At 69.4% G+C, this 19,158-nt stretch carries 18 protein-coding genes; 7 read left to right on the forward strand and 11 right to left on the reverse strand.

All coding sequences use genetic code 11. The features are described from left to right. Positions 1-13 precede the first annotated feature (13 nt). From LGM56_RS15640 to LGM56_RS15660, 5 genes are all read right to left on the reverse strand, one after another. Positions 14-736 carry an HAD family hydrolase gene (locus tag LGM56_RS15640; protein WP_226205534.1) on the reverse strand — a complete coding sequence of 241 codons (723 nt, stop codon included), beginning with the start codon at positions 734-736 and terminating at the stop codon, positions 14-16. 22 nt (positions 737-758) lie between these two features. Continuing rightward, positions 759-1,730 carry an ornithine cyclodeaminase family protein gene (locus tag LGM56_RS15645; protein WP_226205536.1) on the reverse strand — a complete coding sequence of 324 codons (972 nt, stop codon included), beginning with the start codon at positions 1,728-1,730 and terminating at the stop codon, positions 759-761. A gap of 109 nt (positions 1,731-1,839) precedes the next feature. Beyond that, complete coding sequence (locus LGM56_RS15650) at positions 1,840-2,970, reverse strand: DSD1 family PLP-dependent enzyme (protein ID WP_226205538.1); 1,131 nt, start codon at positions 2,968-2,970, stop codon at positions 1,840-1,842. 128 nt (positions 2,971-3,098) lie between these two features. Next, positions 3,099-4,025 carry a LysR substrate-binding domain-containing protein gene (locus tag LGM56_RS15655; protein WP_089497662.1) on the reverse strand — a complete coding sequence of 309 codons (927 nt, stop codon included), beginning with the start codon at positions 4,023-4,025 and terminating at the stop codon, positions 3,099-3,101. 147 nt (positions 4,026-4,172) lie between these two features. Next, positions 4,173-5,087 carry an NAD(P)/FAD-dependent oxidoreductase gene (locus LGM56_RS15660; protein ID WP_226205540.1) on the reverse strand — a complete coding sequence of 305 codons (915 nt, stop codon included), beginning with the start codon at positions 5,085-5,087 and terminating at the stop codon, positions 4,173-4,175. Positions 5,088-5,248: 161 nt separating this feature from the next. Here LGM56_RS15660 and LGM56_RS15665 point away from each other — a divergent pair, with 161 nt between their 5' ends. From LGM56_RS15665 to LGM56_RS15690, 6 genes are all read left to right on the forward strand, one after another. Continuing rightward, a complete protein-coding gene (locus LGM56_RS15665; protein ID WP_089497660.1) occupies positions 5,249-5,689 on the forward strand; it encodes an RrF2 family transcriptional regulator in 441 nt (146 codons plus the stop codon). 252 nt (positions 5,690-5,941) lie between these two features. After that, on the forward strand, positions 5,942-6,529 hold the full coding sequence (locus tag LGM56_RS15670; protein WP_069250834.1) for a DUF2760 domain-containing protein: 588 nt from the start codon (positions 5,942-5,944) through the stop codon (positions 6,527-6,529). Further along, entirely contained in the window at positions 6,526-8,367 is a 1,842-nt protein-coding gene (locus tag LGM56_RS15675; RefSeq protein WP_226205542.1) for an Hsp70 family protein, read from the forward strand. The genes LGM56_RS15670 and LGM56_RS15675 overlap by 4 nt, the downstream gene beginning before the upstream one ends. Before the next feature lie 5 nt (positions 8,368-8,372). Continuing rightward, the gene (locus LGM56_RS15680; RefSeq protein ID WP_226205544.1) at positions 8,373-11,117 is read left to right on the forward strand and encodes an Hsp70 family protein; all 2,745 of its coding nucleotides are present in this window, start codon (positions 8,373-8,375) and stop codon (positions 11,115-11,117) included. Between the two features lie 329 nt (positions 11,118-11,446). Beyond that, complete coding sequence (locus LGM56_RS15685) at positions 11,447-11,752, forward strand: DUF1778 domain-containing protein (protein ID WP_089497656.1); 306 nt, start codon at positions 11,447-11,449, stop codon at positions 11,750-11,752. Continuing rightward, on the forward strand, positions 11,749-12,255 hold the full coding sequence (locus LGM56_RS15690; RefSeq protein WP_071333118.1) for a GNAT family N-acetyltransferase: 507 nt from the start codon (positions 11,749-11,751) through the stop codon (positions 12,253-12,255). Before LGM56_RS15685 ends, LGM56_RS15690 begins: the two co-directional genes overlap by 4 nt. A 251-nt stretch (positions 12,256-12,506) precedes the next feature. Here LGM56_RS15690 and ctlX read toward each other — a convergent pair whose 3' ends face one another. Next, the gene (ctlX, locus tag LGM56_RS15695; RefSeq protein WP_226205547.1) at positions 12,507-13,520 is read right to left on the reverse strand and encodes a citrulline utilization hydrolase CtlX; all 1,014 of its coding nucleotides are present in this window, start codon (positions 13,518-13,520) and stop codon (positions 12,507-12,509) included. A gap of 58 nt (positions 13,521-13,578) precedes the next feature. Further along, on the reverse strand, positions 13,579-14,658 hold the full coding sequence (locus LGM56_RS15700; RefSeq protein WP_089497654.1) for an ornithine cyclodeaminase: 1,080 nt from the start codon (positions 14,656-14,658) through the stop codon (positions 13,579-13,581). 346 nt (positions 14,659-15,004) lie between these two features. On the opposite strand from LGM56_RS15700, the gene LGM56_RS15705 reads away from it, so the two are divergent. Continuing rightward, entirely contained in the window at positions 15,005-15,436 is a 432-nt protein-coding gene (locus LGM56_RS15705) for an Lrp/AsnC family transcriptional regulator (RefSeq protein ID WP_006479718.1), read from the forward strand. Between the two features lie 45 nt (positions 15,437-15,481). Here LGM56_RS15705 and LGM56_RS15710 read toward each other — a convergent pair whose 3' ends face one another. The 4 genes from LGM56_RS15710 to LGM56_RS15725 are packed head-to-tail and all read right to left on the reverse strand — an operon-like array spanning position 15,482 to position 19,091. Beyond that, the gene (locus LGM56_RS15710; protein WP_089497653.1) at positions 15,482-16,075 is read right to left on the reverse strand and encodes a peroxidase-related enzyme; all 594 of its coding nucleotides are present in this window, start codon (positions 16,073-16,075) and stop codon (positions 15,482-15,484) included. Beyond that, on the reverse strand, positions 16,072-16,602 hold the full coding sequence (locus LGM56_RS15715) for a CMD domain-containing protein (RefSeq protein WP_226205549.1): 531 nt from the start codon (positions 16,600-16,602) through the stop codon (positions 16,072-16,074). The genes LGM56_RS15710 and LGM56_RS15715 overlap by 4 nt, the downstream gene beginning before the upstream one ends. Before the next feature lie 45 nt (positions 16,603-16,647). Then, positions 16,648-18,078, reverse strand: coding sequence for an NAD(P)-binding domain-containing protein (locus tag LGM56_RS15720; RefSeq protein ID WP_226205551.1), 1,431 nt, complete (start codon positions 18,076-18,078; stop codon positions 16,648-16,650). Continuing rightward, positions 18,075-19,091, reverse strand: a complete 1,017-nt coding sequence (locus LGM56_RS15725; RefSeq protein ID WP_226205553.1) for a LysR family transcriptional regulator — start codon at positions 19,089-19,091, stop codon at positions 18,075-18,077. The genes LGM56_RS15720 and LGM56_RS15725 overlap by 4 nt, the downstream gene beginning before the upstream one ends. Positions 19,092-19,158 lie beyond the last annotated feature (67 nt).

Genomic DNA, 19,158 nt, shown 5'->3' on the forward strand with positions numbered 1-19,158 from the left:
CGCACGCAGGTGCTCACGCCACGTCGTCAGGCCCGCCAAGCATGCGGCACAGCATCGACAGGTCGCTGAGCGTGACGTGCGGGGTCGCGGCCTGCTGCTGCGCACGCTCCGCTTCCGGGTGCGTATCGCGCACCACCCACGCCGCCTGCAGCCCCGCGTTCAATGCGCCGACGATATCGAGGTGGTAGTCATCGCCGACATGCAGCAATTCCGCCGGTGGCACGTCGAGCGTTTCCGCCGCCGCATGGAAGATCCCGGGCTCCGGCTTCGCGACGCCGAACGCCTGCGCGCTGAGCGTCGCACGAAAGAATTCGCCGCCGCCGGTCAGCCGGAGGTCCGCGTTGCCGTTGGTCACCGCGATCAACGGAAACCGCGCGCTCAACCACGCGAGCGCCGGCAACGCATCTTCATAGAATTCAACCCGGTTGCGCGCGGCATAGAAGGCTGCGTACGCACGGTCGGTGAGCGCGACATCTTCGTTCGCGCGCTCCAGTGCAAGCCGGATCGAGCCGATTCTCATCGCGCGGAAGTCGCCGGCGAGATCGGGGCACAATCGTTCGTATTCCTCACGCAAGTCGCTGAGCGCCTGCTGCGTGGGCAGCACCCGCTCGGTACCGGGCGCGTGCTCGATCAGCCACGTGCGAAGCTCCCCTTCGGCCCGTACGACGGATGGCCCGAACGGCCACAGGGTGTCGTCCAGGTCGAACGAGAGCGCGGAAACTTGGGTGAGACGCATGGAGGTTGACGGGGCGTTTCGTTTACCAGGGCCACGGAATGGCGATTCCGGTGCCGTTTTCGAGGGCCTGCCGATACAGGAAGCGTGCGACGGTCAGGTCCTGCAGCGCGAGCCCGGTCATGTCGAAGACGGTGATCTCGTGCGGCGCGCGGTCGACCGTCGCGGTTCCCGCGAGGATGTCACCGATTTCCATGCGTGGCAAATCCGGCGCCCACTGGCACTCGCCGATGCTGCGCGCCTGGTCGTGATCGTCCACGACAATCCGCGCGCGTTCCAGCACGCCGGCCGGCAGCTCGCGCTTGCCGGCGGTGTCGGCGCCCACGCAGGTCAGGTGGGTGCCTGGCTGCACCGCATCCGCATCGAACAGCGGGCCGCCGCCGGGCGTTGCCGTGATCACCACGTCGCTGTTGGCCACCGCGTCGTTCCGGTCGCGCGCCACGCCGATCGTGCATCGTTCCCGGAAGGCCGATTCGAACGCCGGGTCGGGCTCGCCGCTGGCGCTCACGTACTGCACGGTGCACCGTTGCGGTAGCAGCCCGAGTGCATAGTCGAGCTGGACGCGCGCCTGCACGCCGGTGCCGAACACGCAGATTCGCGTGCTGTCGCGTCGCGCGAGCAGTTGCAGACCGAGGCCGCCGGCGGCGCCGGTGCGCGCGGTGGTGATCGCATTGCCGTCCATGATGCATAGCGGTCGGCCGGTGGCCGGGTCGAACAGCGCGACGGTGGCCTGATGCGGTTCGCCGCCGAGCCCGCGGTTGCCGGGCCAGAATCCGGCCGCCTTGAAACCGAGCAGGTCCTGATTCGCGACATCGCCCGACTTGATGCCGAACACGCCGCCGGTGTGCAGCTTCTCACGCACCACCGGGAACACGCGTCCGGCCCGTTGACTGTGCAGCACGAAGGCTTCGCGAACGGCCGCCGTCACTTGCGCGGCCTGGAGGGCGGGCGCGACGGTATCGCGGTCGAGAAGCAGGAGTCGGTCGTCGGTCGGCATGTTCGGGCAAGCGCTTTCGGCGCCAGGCAAATCGGGGTGGTTTAAATTTTGTCCAGATTTGGACAAATAGTCAATGAATCGACGGGGCGGCACGGGCGCGCGGTTTTGCTCACCACCCGTAGAAGCGCGGCCACGTCTGCGCGCCGCCGTCTTCGCCGATCGCCTGATATTCGGGATGTTGCGCACCGGTGGCGCACGCGTGATTCGGCAGGATGCGCAGGCGGGTGCCGATCGGAAACCGTTGCGCGATGCCGGCGTCGGGCGTGCCTGCACGCGACACGATCCCGTGCTCCTGGTTGGCGGCGCTCATCACGTAGTCGCCGAGCACGTCGCCGTGTTCGGTGCAAACTTGCCCGTAGCCGAAGTCGTGCGCCTGGCGCTGCGTGCCGCGGTCGCGGCTCATCGCCATCCAGCCGGCGTCGACGATCGCCCAGCCTTTCTCTTCCTGGTGCCCGATGACGGTGGTCAGCACCGACAGCGCGATGTCGGACAGGTCGCACACGCCGATGTTGTGCATCACGAGGTCGAACATCACGTACACGCCGGCGCGCACTTCGGTCACGCCTTCGAGATGTTCCGCCGCGAGGGCGGTGGGGGTCGAGCCGATGCTCACGACCGGGCAGGGCAGCCCGGCAGCCCGAAGGCGCTCCGCCGCCCGCACGGTGCGGCTGCGTTCCTGCTCGGCGATCGCCGCCAGCGCGTCGGGCGTGTTGTATTCGTAGCTGGAGCCCGCATGTGCCAACACCCCGCCGAGCACCATCCCGCCGTCGACCAGCGCGCGGCCCACGTCGATCAGCAGGTCGGCGTCGGGCGGAATCCCGGAGCGGTGGCCATCGACGTCGACCTCGATCCACACGTCGAAGCGCTCGTCGTGCGCGCGCCCGAATTCGGCGATCGCGTGTGCGGCCGGCAGGCTGTCGGCGACGAGCTTCAGGTCGCAGCCCTGCCGGCGCAGCGCGAGCGCCTGGCCCAGCTTCGCGGGCACCATGCCGACCGCGTAGACGATGTCCCGGATACCGTGCGCGAAAAACTGTTCGGCTTCCTTGAGCGTCGACACCGTGATGCCCTGTGCGCCGGCCGCGATCTGGGCATCGACGACTTGCGTGCTCTTGGTGGTCTTGACGTGTGGCCGGAACCGGACGCCGAGCGCGTCCAGATGCGCCTGCATGCGGCCGATGTTGTGCTGCATGCGGCCGACGTCGATCAGGGCGGCCGGGGTGTTGAGGGTTTGAAGGTCCACGATGCGTTGCCTCGGAGGGTTGCCGATGTGGACACTGTAGGGCTGTCGTTGAGTCTCGGGTTTAACGCGCTGCTAATCTTGCATTAAAGACTGTTTAATCAACAGGATCGCGTGGCCCGCGGCGCGGCTCACGCGTTGCCACGCCACGGCGGCGGGCTGAGCAACCGTGTCGCGGCTTCGAGAAACACCCGTTGCCGCGCGGAGCGGCCGGTGCGCGACGGCAGCAGCGCCGTCACGGGGGCCGGCGGCAGGTGCCAGTCGGGCAGCAACCGGACGAGCTTGCCGTTCGCCAGCAGCGGCGCGACGTCCCACTCGGAGCGCTCGACGATCCCGAGCCCCGCCAGCGCCCATTCCGTGATGACGGTGCCGTCGTTCGAGGACAGCGCGCCGGTCACGCGGATCACGGCGGACCGGCGCGGTTCGCCCTTGACGTCGCCGCCTTGCGAGAAGCGCCAGCGCGGGATGTCCTCGTCGTTCTCGCGCAGGCACAGGCAGTCGTAGCGGGCGAGGTCGGACGGATGGTTCAATTCCTTGATACGGCGCGCATAGGCGGGGCTCGCGCACAGAAAGCGGTCATTCGGCGCGAGCGGATACCCGATCCACGACGACGACTTGAGGCTGCCGACGTGAACGACCACGTCGGCGCCCGGCGCGCTGGTCAACGGGCTCTCCGACAGGTGGAGCGCGATGTCGAGCTTCGGATGCGCGCGCTGCACGTCGCGCACGATCCGCGCGACGTACTTGCGGCCGAAGCCGAGCGGGGCGACGACGCGCAGCGTGCCGCGCACGTCGCCGTGGTCGCCCGAGATGCTGACCGGCAGCGCCTCCACGCGCTCGAGGATGTCGACGGCTTCCTGGTACAGGCGCTGCCCTTCGTCGGTCAACGCGATCCCTTTCGGCTGCCGCACGGCGAGCCGGGCGTTCAATCGCGCTTCCATCCGCTGCAGGCGAATCGTGACCGCGGGCGGCGTGAGATCGAGCAGCCGCGCGGCCGCGGCCAGCGAGCGCGACGTGCCGATCGCGCGGACGAGTCGAAGGTCGTCGAGGTCGAGCATTTCGTGTCTCTTAATGCTGGGTGTGCCGAGCATTAAACCGCACATCGCGACGCGAATCCATCGGTGCGGCGGTGGATCGCGTCGGTCGCGCACCGAATCGGATTGCGTGGCCGCTTCGAATCACACGGCCCGCGACGCCACGCACCGTTACCGGCCGAGCCCGACAATCAGCGACCGGTGCGCGGCGACCCCGGCCATCACGCCCGACGCCGATGCGAACGTTGCGTTGGTCATCGGCGTCGACGCGTCGCCGGCCGCGAACACGCCGGCGACGCTCGTCTGCTTCATTGCATCGACGCGCACGACCGGGCCGAGCGGCCCGTCGTCGAACGCACAGCCGAGCTGCTGCGCGAGATCGCTCGCCATCGCCGTGTGCGCGCCGACGAACAGCGCATCGATCGGCACGACCTGCCCGTCGGCGAGCCGCAACGCTTCGATTCGCGGCGCATCGCCGAGGATTTCCACGACCGGCGACCGTTCGATGCGCACGCCGCGCGCATCGAGCAACGCGGCTTCTTCTTCGTTCGCCTCGACTACACCCTGCGTGAACCACGTCGTCGGGCCCCAGTCCGGAATCAGGATCGCCTGATGCACCGACAGCGGATGCGTGGCGAGCACGCCGAGCCGCTGGCCGCTCACCTCGTATCCATGGCAGTACGGACAATGCAGCACGCTCGCGCCCCAACGTTCCGCAAGCCCCGGCAGCGCGGGCAACGCGTCGCGGATACCGGTCGCGAGGATCAGCCGGTCGGCGCTCGCCCGGCTGCCGTCGGCGAGCGTCACGTGGAAGCGGCCGTCCGCATCGCGCTCGGCCGTGCGCACGTCGCCTGCGATCCGTTGCACGGTGGGGTACGCGGCGAGCTGCGCGGCGGCCTGCTCGACGATCTGTGCGGGCGGCTTGCCGTCCTGCCCGAAAAAACCGTGCGCGTGCGCGGCAAAGCGGTTGCGCGGCCGGCCGGCGTCGACTACGAGCACACGGCGGCGCGCCCGAGCAAGCTGCATCGCGGCCGACAGCCCCGCAAAGCTGCCGCCGATCACGATCACTTCATGATGGCCATGCATGCACCGACTCCTTTCCTGAACCTGCGTGAATGACGGACGTGCTCCGATGGTGGTCGTCTCGACTCAACTCAACCCAACTCACGAAACACGAGAAGTTGCATGATAGGGCGATGGTATCATTCACGCAACTTCAAAAGTTTCGAGAGAGGGGAGCGCCGCCCGTGAGAACCGATAGCCGCTTGTCGCGCATGCTGCATGCGCTGATCCACATGGATCAGGCCGACGGCCCGATGACGTCCGACGCGATCGCGACGATGTTGTGCACGAACCCGGTCGTCGTGCGGCGCCTGCTCGGCGGCTTGCGCGACTGCGGCTACGTGCAGTCGGAGAAGGGGCATGGCGGCGGCTGGGTGCTGAGCGTCGCGCTCGACGACATCACGCTGCTCGACGTCTATCGCGCGGTGGGCGAGCCGCCGCTGTTCTCCGATCTGGTGACCGACGACGAGGCCGAATGCCTGGTCGAGCAGGCCGTCAATGCGCACCTGTCGGCCACGCTGAAGGAGGCCGAGACGACGCTGCTCGCCCGCTTCGGCGAAGTCACGCTCGGCATGCTGTCGCGCGATTTCGAGGCGAAGCACGCGAAGCGGCGCAAGCCGCGCTGACGCGCCGCAGCATCGCGGCCGGGCGTCGCGCCATGTGCGCGCCGACGTGGCCGAAAACGCTGCACCGCGATGTTCTGTCCCCCAACTTCTGCCCGGTTCGCCCGCCACAGGGCAAAATACGGGTTTTCCGCACCCGCGAGGGCGCGACCGAATCACGCGCCGGGCGGCGGCGGTGCGCCATCCGCACGCCGCCGCCGGGCGCCCAGGCAAGAAACGCTCGCCACGTCGCGAGCCCACAGGAGTCCAGACCCCATGCCCGAATCCAACCTGTCCTTCTTCGGCCGGCTGTCGCTGGCCGTCGGCACGTTTTTCTCCGTGCTCGGCAACCGCGAGTTCGCGGCCGGCGTGCTGCGCGTGCGCGATGGCGCCCCGGCACCGGTCGCGCCGGCACCCGCCGCTGCTCCGGCCCCGGCGCCTGCCGCCGCGCCCGTGAAGGCGCCGGCACCCGAGCTGCGCGAAGCGAGCCCGCAGGCCGCGCTGCAACTGCTCGGCCTGCTGCAGCGCGATGCGCGCTTCATCGACTTCGTCGAGGAAGACATCGCCGGCTACGCGGACGCCGACATCGGCGCGGCCGCACGCCTCGTGCACGACGGCTGCCGTGCCGCGCTGCGCGAACACTTCACGATCGTGCCGGTGCGCGACGAAGCCGAAGGCAGCCGCGTGACGCTGCCGGCCGGCTTCGACGCGACGGCCGTGCGCGTGACCGGCAACGTGGTCGGCGCCGCGCCGTTCACGGGCACCGTCAGCCATCGCGGCTGGCGGGTCGCCGACGTGCGCCTGCCGAAGCTGACGGGCAGCCACGACGCGTCGGTCGTCGCACCGGCGGAGGTGGAACTGTGAGCGATCCGCGCTATTCGATCGGCATCGATCTCGGTACCACCCATTGCGCGCTGTCGTACGTCGACAGCGCCGCGAGCGACGGCGAAACCATCACGCAGCAGGTGCTGCCGATCGCGCAGCTCACCGCGCCCGGCGCGCTGGAGTCGCGCGACCTGCTGCCGTCGTTCCTCTACCTGCCGCATGAAAGCGAACTCACGCAGGGCGACCTGACGCTGCCGTGGACGGCCTCGCGCGGCTTCGCGGTCGGCGAGATGGCCCGCACGCGCGGCGCCGGCACCCCGATCCGCCTCGTGTCGAGCGCGAAGAGCTGGCTGTGCCACCCGGGTGTCGACCGCCGCGCGGCGATCCTGCCGAGCGATGCGCCGCCGGAAGTGGCGCGCGTGTCGCCGCTGGAAAGCTCGATCCGCTACCTGACGCACCTGCGCGAAGCGTGGGACCACACGCATCCCGACGCGCCGTTCGCCGACCAGGACGTGACGGTCACGATCCCCGCATCGTTCGACCCGGCCGCGCGCGAACTGACGGCCGAGGCCGCCCGCGCCGCCGGCTACTCGCGGATGACGCTGCTCGAGGAGCCGCAGGCCGCGCTGTACAGCTGGATCCAGAAGAGCCAGGGCGGCTGGCGCAAGCAGGTGCAGGTCGGCGACCTGATCCTGTGCGTCGACGTCGGCGGCGGCACGACCGACCTGTCGCTGATCGCGGTGGTCGAGCGCGAAGGCAATCTCGAACTGCATCGCGTGGCGGTCGGCGAGCACATCCTGCTCGGCGGCGACAACATGGACCTCGCGCTTGCGCACATCGTCGCGCGCAAGCTCGCGCAGCAGGGCACGCAGGCCGATCCGTGGCAACTGCGCGCGCTCACGTACGCGTGCCGTTCCGCGAAGGAAACGCTGCTGTCCGACCCGACGACCGACGCGGTGCCGCTCGTCGTGCCGAGCCGCGGCTCGAAGCTGATCGGCGGGTCGATCCGCACGGAGCTGACGCGCGCGGAACTCACGCAGACGATCCTCGAAGGCTTCTTCCCGCAAGTCGACGCGGCCGCGCGCCCGGTGAGCCGCGCCCGCGTCGGCCTGACGCAGCTCGGCCTGCCGTATGCGCAGGACGCGGGCATCACGCGCCATCTCGCGGCGTTCCTCGGCCGCCAGGTCGCGGCGCTCGACTCGCTCGACGGCGTGCAGCGCACGCTGCCGCAGGGCGCGACGTTCCTGCATCCGACCGCCGTGCTGTTCAACGGCGGCGTGTTCAAGTCGACGCTGCTCACGCAGCGCGTGCTCGATACGCTCAACAGCTGGCTCGCCGCGGAAGGTGCGCCGCCCGCGCGCCTGCTCGAAGGCGCGGATCTCGATCTCGCGGTTGCGCGCGGCGCCGCGTACTACGGCTACGTGAAGCGCGGCCGCGGCGTGCGCATTCGCGGCGGCACGGCGCGTGCGTACTACGTCGCGATCGAATCGGCGATGCCGGCCGTGCCGGGGCTCGAACCGCCGGTGCAGGCGCTGTGCGTCGCGCCGTTCGGGATGGAGGAGGGCTCGGACGCGGCACTGCCGCCGCAGGAGTTCGGCCTCGTCGTCGGCGAACCGGTGCAGTTCCGCTTCTTCGGGTCGTCGGTGCGCCGCCAGGACCAGGTCGGCACGCTGCTCGACTACTGGTCGCCGGAAGAGCTGCAGGAGCTGGAGGAAATCCAGGCGACGCTGCCCGCCGAAGGGCGCACCGTCGGCGAGGTCGTGCCGGTGAAGCTGCATGCGCGCGTGACCGAAGCCGGCACGCTCGAACTCGAGGCGATCCCGAGCGGCACGGACGAGCGCTGGAAGGTCGAGTTCGACGTGCGCGGCGCCGCCTGAGCGCGATGAAGCGCTATACGGTCGGGATCGACCTCGGCACGAGCAATACGGTCGTCGCATACGTCGAGGCCGGTTCCGACGCGATCCGCGTGTTCGACGTCGAGCAGCTGGTCGGCCCCGGCGCGGTGGCGGCACAGCCGCTGCTGCCGTCGGTGCGCTATCACCCGGCGGAGGCCGAGCTGCCGCCGGATACGCTGCGGCTGCCGTGGGCGGCCCACGCGAAAGCGAGCGCGACCGGTGCGACGCCGGCCGTGATCGGCCGCTACGCGCGCACGCTCGGCGCGCAGGTGCCGGGCCGGCTCGTGACGAGCGCGAAGAGCTGGCTGTCGCACGCGTCGGTCGACCGGCTCGCGGCGATCCTGCCGTGGGGCGCGGCCGACGGCGTCGACAAGGTGTCGCCGGTCGATGCGAGCGCGAGCTATCTCGCGCACGTGCGTGACGCATGGGATGCCCGTTTTCCCGACGCACCGCTCGCGAAGCAGGATGTGATCCTGACGGTGCCCGCGTCGTTCGACGACGGCGCGCGGGCGCTGACGGTCGAGGCCGCGCGACGTGCGAAGCTGCCCGCGCTGCGGCTGCTGGAAGAGCCGCAGGCCGCGTTCTACGACTGGTTGTACGGGCAGCGCGACACGCTGCGCGAGACGTTTGCCGCTGCGCGCCGCGTGCTGATCTGCGACGTCGGCGGCGGTACGACCGATCTCACGCTCGTCGATGTCGCGCCGGGCGGCGACGGCGAGCCGACCTTCACGCGCGTCGGCGTCGGCAACCACCTGATGCTCGGGGGCGACAACATGGACCTTGCGCTTGCGCGCCTGGTCGAGTCGCGGCTGACCGAGCCCGGCACGCGGCTGTCCGCCGCGAGCCTGTCGCAGCTCGTCGAGCGTTGCCGCGCCGCGAAGGAGCGGCTGCTCGGCGACGATGCCCCCGAATCCGTCAACGTCACGCTGCTCGGCGCGGGCAGCAAGCTCGTCGGCGGTGCGCGCTCGGCCGAGCTGACGCGGCAGGAAGCCGAGCAGATCGTCGTCGACGGTTTCTTCCCGCAGGTCGAAGCCGGCGAACTGCCGCGCCGTGCGCGCGCCGCGATCGTCGAATTCGGGCTGCCGTATGCGAGCGACGCGGCCGTCACGCGGCACGTCGCCGCGTTCCTGAACCGGCATGCGGAAGGCCCGCTGCCCGACACGCTGCTGCTCAACGGCGGCGTGTTCCGCGCGGGCGCGCTCGCCGGCCGTCTCGCGCAGACGCTCGGCGCGTGGCGCGGTGCGCCGCTCGACGTGCTGCACAACGCGCATCCGGACGTCGCGGTCGCACGCGGTGCGGTGGCCTACGGGCTCGCGCGTGCGGGGCATGCACCGCGCATCGGCGGCGGGTCCGCGCGCAGCTATTTCCTCGTGCTCGACGATGGCGCCGAAGGCGCGGCCGCGCGTGGCGTGTGCCTGCTGCCGCGCGGCACGGAGGAGGGCCACGAGATCCGGCTCGACGATCGCACGTTCGCGCTGCAACTCGGGCAGCCGGTGCGTTTCCACCTCGTATCCACGGTGGCCGACACCGCGTATCGGCCCGGCGATCTCGTCGATCTCGACGGGGGCGATTTCGTGCGGCTGCCGCCGATCGCGACGGTCGTCGACGCAAAAGTGGGCGGCGATGCGCGCGAAACACCGGTGAAGCTTACCGCGTCGCTGACCGAGGTCGGCACGCTCGAAATGCACTGCATCGCGACCGACGATGCGTCGCGCCGTTGGCGGCTCGAATTCCAGCTGCGCGGCGATGCGCCCGTGCAGGGCGACGACGCTGCGCTCGCGCGGCACCCGCGGCTCGATCAGGCGCTCGAACTGATCGAGCGCTCGTTCGGCAGCAAGGCCGCCGGCGTCACGCCGAAAGATACGCGCCGGCTGCGCGCGCAGCTCGAGCAGGTGCTCGGTGCGCGCGAAGCGTGGGACGTCGCGCTCGCGCGTGAATTGTTCGATGCGTTGCTCGCGCGCGCACGTCGGCGGCGGCGCTCGGCCGATCACGAACGTGCGTGGCTGAACCTGGCCGGCTATTGCCTGCGTCCGGGGTTCGGGCATCCGCTCGATGCATGGCGCATCGAGCAGCTGTGGCCGCTGTTCGACGACGGGATTCAGTATGTGACCGACGCTCAGGTGTGGTCGGAGTGGTGGACGTTGTGGCGGCGCGTGGCCGGCGGCCTCGACGACGATGCGCAGACGCAGGTGCGCGACGCGATCGCGTTCCTCGAACCAACCGACGACAAGCGGCGCAAGCTGCCGTTCGATCCGGGCAAGGTCGGACCGGCCGATATGACGCGGTTGTCCGCGTCGCTTGAGCGACTGCCCGTTGAACGCAAGGTCGAGCTGGCCGAGCGGCTGATCGCGCAATTGCAGAAGCCGGCGGAGCGCACGCTGTGCGCGTGGGCGCTCGGACGCATCGGTGCGCGCCGGCCGTTCTACGGCAGCGCGCACAGTGTCGTGCCGGCGGCAGTCGCCACCGGCTGGCTCGATGCGCTGTTCACGCTCGACTGGAAACAGGTCGAGCCGGCGGCGTTCGCGGCTGCACAGATTGCGCGGATGACCGGAGACCGTTCGCGCGATTTGCCGGACGACACACGCGAGGCCGTGATCAAGCGCCTGTCGGCCGCGAATGCGTCGGCGGCATGGATCGACATGGTCCGTGAAGCGATCGCGTTCGACGAAGCCGACACGGTGCGCGTGTTCGGCGAAACGCTGCCGGCGGGGTTGAAGCTGCTGGCGGGGTGAGCGCGTACTGCCACACGTTTAGGCACCGTTCGGAGAGGGTAGCGAAGATGCAAGCAACTTGGCTGGGCCGATCCGGCCGCCTGGTCGCTAGCCAACTATGCGCCGGAACAGGGCGCGATAGTCGCGGACGGATTCTGTTCCCGCCTTGTATGCCCCGGCCGGGTTTTTCTTTCGATTCTTTCAATGCCGCTAAAGGGCATTAGCGGCATTGTGTTTAACGTGTCAAAACACGTAGGCCGCGTTCTGAACCTTGATAGTCGGTGGAATTGTACTGACAATGTCAGTACAATATGGGTATCCAAGCACTGTTGTTGACCGGAGGCTCCTCCATGTCCGCTACCCATCGCCCCCCGACCAAGCGCGACACCCTGAACTTGCGCGTGCAGCCTGACGAACGCGACCTGATCGATCGCGCGGCCGCCGCACGCGGGCAGAACCGCACCGACTTCATCCTGTCCGCCGCCCGCGCGGCCGCTGAGGAAACCCTGCTCGAGGCGACGCTGGTGCGCGCCAGTCCCGACGCGTATGCCGCGTTCGTCGCGCGGCTCGATGCGTCACCGGCGCCGAATCCCCAGTTGCGGCGCACGATGCAGACGCCCGCGCCGTGGGACGGCTCGGGCGGCCCCGTCGCATGACGCTGCGCGCGCCCACCCCGATTACGCTGGAACATGCGCAGGCGGGCGCCCTGGACGCCTTCGATTCGGGTGAGCCGAACCTGGACGATTGGCTCAAGCGGAGAGCCCTGCGTAACCACGTGAGCGGCGCGTCACGTACCTTCGTGGTGTGTGATGACCAGCGCGTCGTTGCCTACTACGCGCTAGCGTCTGGTGCGGTGGATGTCGCGGCCGCACCCGGACGGTTTCGCCGCAACATGCCGGACCCCGTACCGGTCGTTGTGTTGGCCAGGCTCGCGGTAGACCGGGCCTGGCAGGGCCGCGGACTGGGCCGCGGGCTGTTGCGTGACGCCGGGCTACGGGTCATGCAGGCGGCCGACACCATCGGGATTCGCGGGCTGCTCGCACATGCACTGTCGGCCGACGCGCAGCGCTTCTATCTGCAGGTCGGATTCGAGCCGTCGCCGCTGGATCCTATGACAGTCATGATCACACTGACCGATTTGCGCGCGTCGTTGACGTGAGCGCGCATCGAACGTGCCCCGACCGACGCATGGCATTGCGCACTAGCTTGCTCCGGCTGATCGACATGACGCGTGCCGAGGACGGAGCCTGATATGCCCACCTGCTCTACCAACTGACCGCGACGGCCGAACAGACGTGCGTGTCGGTACCTGTGGCAGCGCCGTTTGCTGCGCTCGGTGGCAGCCGTACCGAGACTGCTCCGCACTGGCGTATCGAACAACAAACGTTGCGGGCTTTTCGCCTCTCGATGTCAGGTCTGCGGTTCCCGCGCACGCTGCGGTTTGGCCAATTCGATTGCAGGCACGTCCAGTGCGTTCTGCATGGCCGCCCGCTGCGCCAGATGAATCCCCGCCAGCATGCAGCGCACCGATCCACCGGCCAGTTCGATCGTCGGAACGTCGAGCGGCAGCAGCCGTGCCGAACGCTCGATCGTTGCGCGCTGCACCGGTGTGAGGCAGTCGTACGCGCGCCGCGACAGCGCGAGCACACGCCCCTCCTTGCCCGACAATTCCAGCGTATTGCCCGCGAAATTCGCGATCTGCGAGGCATCGAGCGCGATCACCGTGCGGCCCGTTTCGGCCAGCCGTTGCGCGATCTCGTCACGACGTCGGCGGTCGGCGATGAGTTCGAGGCCGACCATCGCGAACTCGGTCGCGACGCTCATCATCACGTTCGTGTGATAGATCGGGCGCCCGTCGGCATCGGCCGTATCGAAGCAGATCGGCTCGAAATTGAAATTCGTGCAGAAGCGTTCGAGCGCGACCGGATCGGCGCGGCGCGAACGCGCGGTGTACGCGATCCGCGCGACGTGGTCGAGCACCATCGCGCCGGTGCCTTCGAGGAACACGTCGTCGTATTCGAGGCCCGAGTAGTCGATCACGTCCTGCACGCGGTACTCGGCCTTCAGCATCTCGATCACGTCCGCGCGCCGCTCACGGCGCCGGTTCGCGCTGAACATCGGAAAGAGCGCGACGTGGCCGCCCGGATGCGTCGAGAACCAGTTGTTCGGGAACACGGAGTCGGGCGTGTCGCGCTCGCCGTGGTCGTCGAACACGTGCACGCGCACGCCCGCATCGGCGAGCGTCCGCGCGGCGGCCGTGACTTCGTCGCGCGCGGCGGCCGACACGGATGCCGCGCCGTGCGCGACGTCGCCGCCGGCCGTGCGCTGGAACGCGTTGTCGGCCGCGGTCTGCGGGTTCGGCAGGAAGCGGTGCGGCCGGATCATCACGACGGCGGCCGGCGCCTGGATCGATACGAGATTCATGGAAGGCAGGAGCGAAAGGCAAGGGGCCGGGCGGCGCATGGGCCGCCGGGGATGACGGTCAGCGCGCGAACGCGGCGACGGCTTCGGTCACGTATGCCGCGTGGCCCTGCGCGATTGCGGCCGGGTCGTCGATCAGCGCGAACAGGTTCTTCGGGTCGACGGCCGGCGGAATCAGCGCGATCTCGACGCCCGCGTTGTGCTGCTGCGCGAGCGCATACAGGTAGCGCAGCGCCGAGTAATCCTCGAGCGCGAAGCCGACCGAGTCGAACACCGTGACTTCATCCGCGCGTTCGCGGCCGCTCGTCTCGCCCTGCAGCACGCGCCACAGCTCGGTGACGGGGAAGTCGGCCGGCATCTGCTGGATCTCGCCCTCGATGCGCGACTGCGGCTCGAATTCGACGAACACGCGGCCCGCATGCAGCACACCGGCCTCGAGTTCGGTCTTGCCCGGGCAATCGCCGCCCACGGCGTTCAGGTGCATGCCGGGCTCGATCATGTCGGCCGTGACGATCGTCGCGTACGCCTTGTCGGCGGTGACGGTCGTCACGATGTCGGCGCCGCGCACGGCGTCGGCGGTCGACGCGGCGCGCACCACGCGCAGCGCCGGGTAGGCGGCGAGGTTCTGCACGAGCTTGTCGGTCGCGTGCGGATCGACGTCGAACACGCGGATCTCGTCGATGCCGAGCAGCGTGTGGAACGCGATCGCCTGGAATTCGCTCTGCGCGCCGTTGCCGATCAGCGCCATCGTGCGCGAATCGGGGCGGGCGAGTACCTGGGCGGCGAGCACCGACGTGGCGGCCGTGCGCAGCGCGGTGGTCAGCGTGAGTTCGGCGAGCAGCAGCGGGTAGCCGGTATCGACTTCGGCGAGCGCGCCGAACGCCATCACCGTGTGCATCCCGCGCGCGGCATTGACGGGGTGGCCGTTCACGTACTTGAACGCGAACAGCGACGCGTTCGCGACGGGCATCAGTTCGATCACGCCGTCGCGCGAGTGGCACGCGACGCGCGGCGACTTGTCGAAGTCGGCCCAGTGCAGGTAATCGGCGCGCAGCGTGTCGACGAGCTCGCGGAGGAACGTCGTGACGCCGGTCTGGGCGATCAGTCGGGCGGTGGCGGGAACGTCGAGGAAGCGGGTCATACGTCTGTCTCCTGTCGACCCGAGTTAGCGCTTTAGCGCTTACTCGGGTCCCATGCTTTGCAAGTGCTCAGTGCCGGTACGGGTGTCCCTGGCGTTCTGGTCGACCGCGCGGTGCTTCGGCGCGCGTCCCGGCTTGCTGGAAGCGGCGGTGCGGCACATCTCGCCGGTCGATAGCGTCATTATTTCGGCGAGTCGAGCCAACAAAAAGACGGCAAAAGTGGCAGATTTATCGATAGACTTGGCAAATTGCTGACCCGATATGGCAATTTGACCAAGTTGCGCGGGTCGGAATGCAAAGGCTCCGGCACGCTGGCGGCCGGTTCACGTTCAACAGGAAGGCCCGTTCATGATCACGCTCGACGACGTCGACCGGCAGCTCATCGCGCTGCTGCGCGACAACGCGCGACTGCCCGTCGTCGCGCTGGCGAAGGAATTGCGCGTCGCGCGCGCAACCGTGCAGAACCGGCTGACGCGGCTGGAGAAGAACGGCGTGATCGTCGGCTATACGGTGCGGCTCAAGCCGGCGGCCGAACGGCACCGGATCCGCGCGCTGATGTCGATCGCCGTGCAGGGCAATCGCGGCGCGGAAGTGGTGAAGGTGCTGCGCGGGCATCCGAACGTCGCGTCGATCCACAGCACCAACGGGCGCTGGGATCTCGTCGCCGAGCTGCATGCCGATTCGCTCGAGCACTTCGATCGCGTGCTCGGCGCGATCCGGCTGATCGACGGAATCGCGAATACCGAGACGAGTATTTTGCTGTCGACGCACAAGGCGTGACGCGGGCGGGCGGCGCCTGCGTCAGCGCTCAGGTTTGCGCAAGGGTCAGGCGCTGGTCGCCGGCGCCGGAAACACCGGCTCGCCCAGCGTCAGCATCAACCGGTTCGCCCACGCGAAGATCGCGACCGCGTGCGACAGGTCGAGAATCTCCTCATGTGTCAGCCCTTCGGCTTCCAGCGCGGCGATATCGCCCGCGTCGACCGTATCGGGCCGCTCCGTCAGCGCGATCGCATAGCGAATGATCGCGCGTTCGCGCGCCGTCGTGCCGGCCGTGGCCGGATCGTCGAACACCTGTTCGATCGCGTCGGTGCGTTTCGCGAGCTGGGTAAAGCGCTGCGCATGCACGGACGCGCAGTACACGCAGCCGTTCACGCGTGACACGGCCGTGCTCGCCAGTTCGCGCTCCGCGCGCGACAGCCCGCCGGGGCCGTACATGATCGCGTTGAATACGCCCGAGCGTTGCCGCAGGATCTCGGGAAGATGGACGAGCAGCAGGTAATAGTCGGACGTCTTCGCTTGCGGGTGGCTCGCTTCGAGCACGGCCAACTGATCTGGCGTCGCGGCATCGAGCGAAACGGTGTCGAGCCACGCCCGCCAGCCGAGCGTGTCGGACGTGAAGCCGTGCGTGGTCGTCGTCATGCGGCCTCCGTTGCGGCACGTGCCTGAAGCGCCTGCGCGGCCACCGCGACGCGCAACTGATACGCGACGAACGCCACGAGCTGCGACAGCGCGACGATCGCGGGCGTCGTGAGCCCGGCCGACTTCAGCGCGTCGAGATCGGACGGACGTGCATCGACCGGCGCGTGCGTCAGCAGGCGTGCATGCGCGAGGATCGCGCCGAGGCGGCGGGGCAAGGTGTCGAATGCATCAGCGTCCACACGTGCGATATCGTCGAGCGTGCCGCCTGCGTCGAGCAGTCGTGCGCGATAGGTGTCTGCCAGCACGCGAGCGTTCGATTTTTCTGCGACATACCGCGCCGCGTGCAGTCGTTCGATCAACGACAGATCGGGCAACGCGGGATCGAACAGCGCCGCTTCGCTCAGCCGCGTATGGCGCAGCACCTTGTCGCGTGCGCGACGCAGCGCGGCGACGGCGTCGCCATCGCGCAGGCCGGCCACCGCATCGATCGTATCCGGCGCATCGGCCGGCGTGATGGATTCAGTCATCGTTTCGGGTTCCCTTCGTCGTCAATGTGATCGATGAACGCGCGCTCATGCGTCGGCGTCGCGCCATTCGTCGCCTTGCAGTTCGGCGTTGGCGTACGCGACGAGCGCGTCGTAGTGGCGATCGCGGTCCGCGTCGAACAGGCGGCTCGCGATCCCGCGCGCGAGCCGCCTGGCGCCCGCGCTGATGGCCGGGATATCGCCGGACAGCTTGCCGTGGCTCAGGCTCGCCGCATGGTTGAAGCAGTGAATTCGCGTGATGGCCGCACATGCGCCGGGCTCGCGCTCCTGGAACGCGAACGCGGGGCCGAGATCGGGCGATTCGGCGAGCTCGTCGATCCACATGCCCGGCTCCGGTCGATAGCGATCCTTCCAGCGCCGCACCTGCGCGCCGAACGACGCGAATTCCGCGCGCGTCGTCCAGTCCGAATGAAAACCGGTCGCGAAGATCAGGAAGTCGACCGTGTAGCGTCCGCGCGGCGTCGTCACGTCGAGTCCGTCCGCGTGTTCCGCGAGCGTCTCGATCGGGCTGCCCGCATGAAAGTGCGCCTGTTCGTGACGCGACACGCGCAGCACGCTGTCGCGCGGTGGCGGCGTCTGCGACGTCAGCGCGTAGTGCATGAAGCGCCATTTCGTCGCGTCGTCGAGATCGGCGTAGCCGTGCACGAGGCCCGGGCTGCCGATGCCGGTCAGCTTGTTGATGCGCGGGATGTCCGTGCGGCGGAAGAACAGGTCGACGCGCGCGGCGCCGGCTTCGAGCGCGGTGCCCGCGTTGTCGAACGCGGACGCACCCGCGCCGACCACGCCGACCCGCTTGCCCGCGAGCGCCGCGAAATCGATCGGCTCGGACGAATGGGCCCAGCGCGTGCGCGGCGCGCGTTGCGCGACCGGTGGTACGTACGGGCCGCCGAGCCCGTCGCGGCCGGTGGCGAGCACCACGTGCCGCGCGAGCAGCGTCTGCGCTTCGCCGTTGCCGCGCACGTCGAGCGCGAGCAGGCCGTCGTCGCGCGGGCGCAGCGCGACGAGCGTGGTGTCGTTGCGCACCTGCAGGTCGAGCACGCGCCGGTACCAGCGCAGGTAGTCCATCCATTGCGTGCGCGGAATCTTGTAGAGCGCGTCCCACGCGTCGCGGCCGTATTGCGCTTCGAACCACGCGCGGAACGTCAGCGCGGGCAGCCCGAGCGCGGGCCCCGCGAGCTGCTTCGGCGAGCGCAGCGTGTCCATCCGCGCGAACGTGACCCACGGCCCTTCGTAGCCGGCCGGCGCGCGGTCGATCACGCACTGGTTGTCGATGCCGAGCAGGCGCAGTTCGGCGGATGCCGCGAGCCCGGCCATGCCGCCGCCGACGATCGCGACGTCGAGCACGCGTGTGCCGTCGGCCTCGCGCGGCGGCACCCACGACGGCGCGGGCAGGTCGAGCCAGCGCAGGTCCTGCGCGAGCCGGGCTTCGAGTGCGTGCAATGGATCGGTCGTCGTCATGCCGCCTCCGGGCGGGTCCGGCGTGCACGTGTCGTGCGGGTTGCCCCACGCGGCGCACGCTCGGCGCGCAGCCGGTCGCCGCGCAGCAATTCGTCGTGCGCGGCGGCGTCGTGGAAGATCACGTCGTCGAGCAGCGCGCGCGTCGTACGGTGCAGCGCGTCGAGCAGCGCATCGACCGCTGACGTGCGTGCCTTGCCGGCGGGCGTCGCGACGCCGAACGCGAACGGGATGTCGACGTCGAGCGGGCGCGCGACGACGCCCTCCACCGGCAGTGCCACGCCTGTTGCCGGATCGACGATGCCGATCCCGATGCCTGCACGCGCGGCCATCACCGCATTCAGCGACGCATTGGTTTCGATGAACACGCGTGCATCGACCCGCGCGGCCGCGAATGCCGCATCGATCCGCTGGCGCAGCCGGTGGCGGTTCGCGACCGTCACGATGCGGCGGCGCGCGAGGTCGCGCAGCGCGATGCGCGGCTGCGCCGCGAGCGGGTCGCCGGCCGGCAGCACGGCCACGCACGGTGTCTGAGCGATCCAGTGCACGTCGAGCCCCGCGTGCGCCATCGGCAGCGTGACGACGCCGACATCGGCCGTGCCGGCCAGCACCTCGTGCACGACATGCTCGGCCGATTCGCTGCGCAACTGGTAGTGGGGCGCCTGCGCGCCGTCGGGCAGCGCGGCGAGCGCGGCCGGCACGAGCGTGGCCGCGAGCGAAGGGGTCGCCGCGATGCGCACGGGCTCGGCGCTTTCATCGCCGAGTGCCCGGGCGCGCGCCTCGATCGCGCGCAGGCCGACCAGCGAGCGTTCGACTTCCTCATAGAGCAGGAATGCGCGCCGCGTCGGCGTGACGCGCGGGCCGTGCCGGTCGAACAGCGCGTAGCCGAGATCGGCTTCGAGCTCCTGGATCTGCCGCGTGACGGCCGGCTGCGAACGGCCGAGCAGTTCGCCCGCGCCGGTCACGCTGCCGGCCGACATGACCGCGGAAAAGGCTTCGAGTTGATGCAGCTCCATGACACCTTCCGATGATGCGATTTGCGCATTGTAGAAGTGTGAGCATGCGCGATTCATATAATGATTT

It is taken from the genome of Burkholderia sp. AU38729, from assembly GCF_020419725.1.
Taxonomy (GTDB): domain Bacteria; phylum Pseudomonadota; class Gammaproteobacteria; order Burkholderiales; family Burkholderiaceae; genus Burkholderia.

Bases quoted from the DNA above. Each gene is read 5' to 3' on its own strand.
- LGM56_RS15715 (WP_226205549.1), bottom strand. From the start codon at position 16,602: ATGACTGAATCCATCACGCCGGCCGATGCGCCGGATACGATCGATGCG.
- LGM56_RS15705 (WP_006479718.1), top strand. From the start codon at position 15,005: ATGATCACGCTCGACGACGTCGACCGGCAGCTCATCGCGCTGCTGCGC.
- LGM56_RS15655 (WP_089497662.1), bottom strand. From the start codon at position 4,025: ATGCTCGACCTCGACGACCTTCGACTCGTCCGCGCGATCGGCACGTCG.
- ctlX (WP_226205547.1), bottom strand. From the start codon at position 13,520: ATGAATCTCGTATCGATCCAGGCGCCGGCCGCCGTCGTGATGATCCGG.
- LGM56_RS15670 (WP_069250834.1), top strand. From the start codon at position 5,942: ATGCCCGAATCCAACCTGTCCTTCTTCGGCCGGCTGTCGCTGGCCGTC.
- LGM56_RS15645 (WP_226205536.1), bottom strand. From the start codon at position 1,730: ATGCCGACCGACGACCGACTCCTGCTTCTCGACCGCGATACCGTCGCG.
- LGM56_RS15720 (WP_226205551.1), bottom strand. From the start codon at position 18,078: ATGACGACGACCGATCCATTGCACGCACTCGAAGCCCGGCTCGCGCAG.
- LGM56_RS15690 (WP_071333118.1), top strand. From the start codon at position 11,749: ATGACGCTGCGCGCGCCCACCCCGATTACGCTGGAACATGCGCAGGCG.
- LGM56_RS15710 (WP_089497653.1), bottom strand. From the start codon at position 16,075: ATGACGACGACCACGCACGGCTTCACGTCCGACACGCTCGGCTGGCGG.
- LGM56_RS15660 (WP_226205540.1), bottom strand. From the start codon at position 5,087: ATGCATGGCCATCATGAAGTGATCGTGATCGGCGGCAGCTTTGCGGGG.
- LGM56_RS15685 (WP_089497656.1), top strand. From the start codon at position 11,447: ATGTCCGCTACCCATCGCCCCCCGACCAAGCGCGACACCCTGAACTTG.
- LGM56_RS15640 (WP_226205534.1), bottom strand. From the start codon at position 736: ATGCGTCTCACCCAAGTTTCCGCGCTCTCGTTCGACCTGGACGACACC.
- LGM56_RS15680 (WP_226205544.1), top strand. From the start codon at position 8,373: ATGAAGCGCTATACGGTCGGGATCGACCTCGGCACGAGCAATACGGTC.
- LGM56_RS15700 (WP_089497654.1), bottom strand. From the start codon at position 14,658: ATGACCCGCTTCCTCGACGTTCCCGCCACCGCCCGACTGATCGCCCAG.
- LGM56_RS15725 (WP_226205553.1), bottom strand. From the start codon at position 19,091: ATGGAGCTGCATCAACTCGAAGCCTTTTCCGCGGTCATGTCGGCCGGC.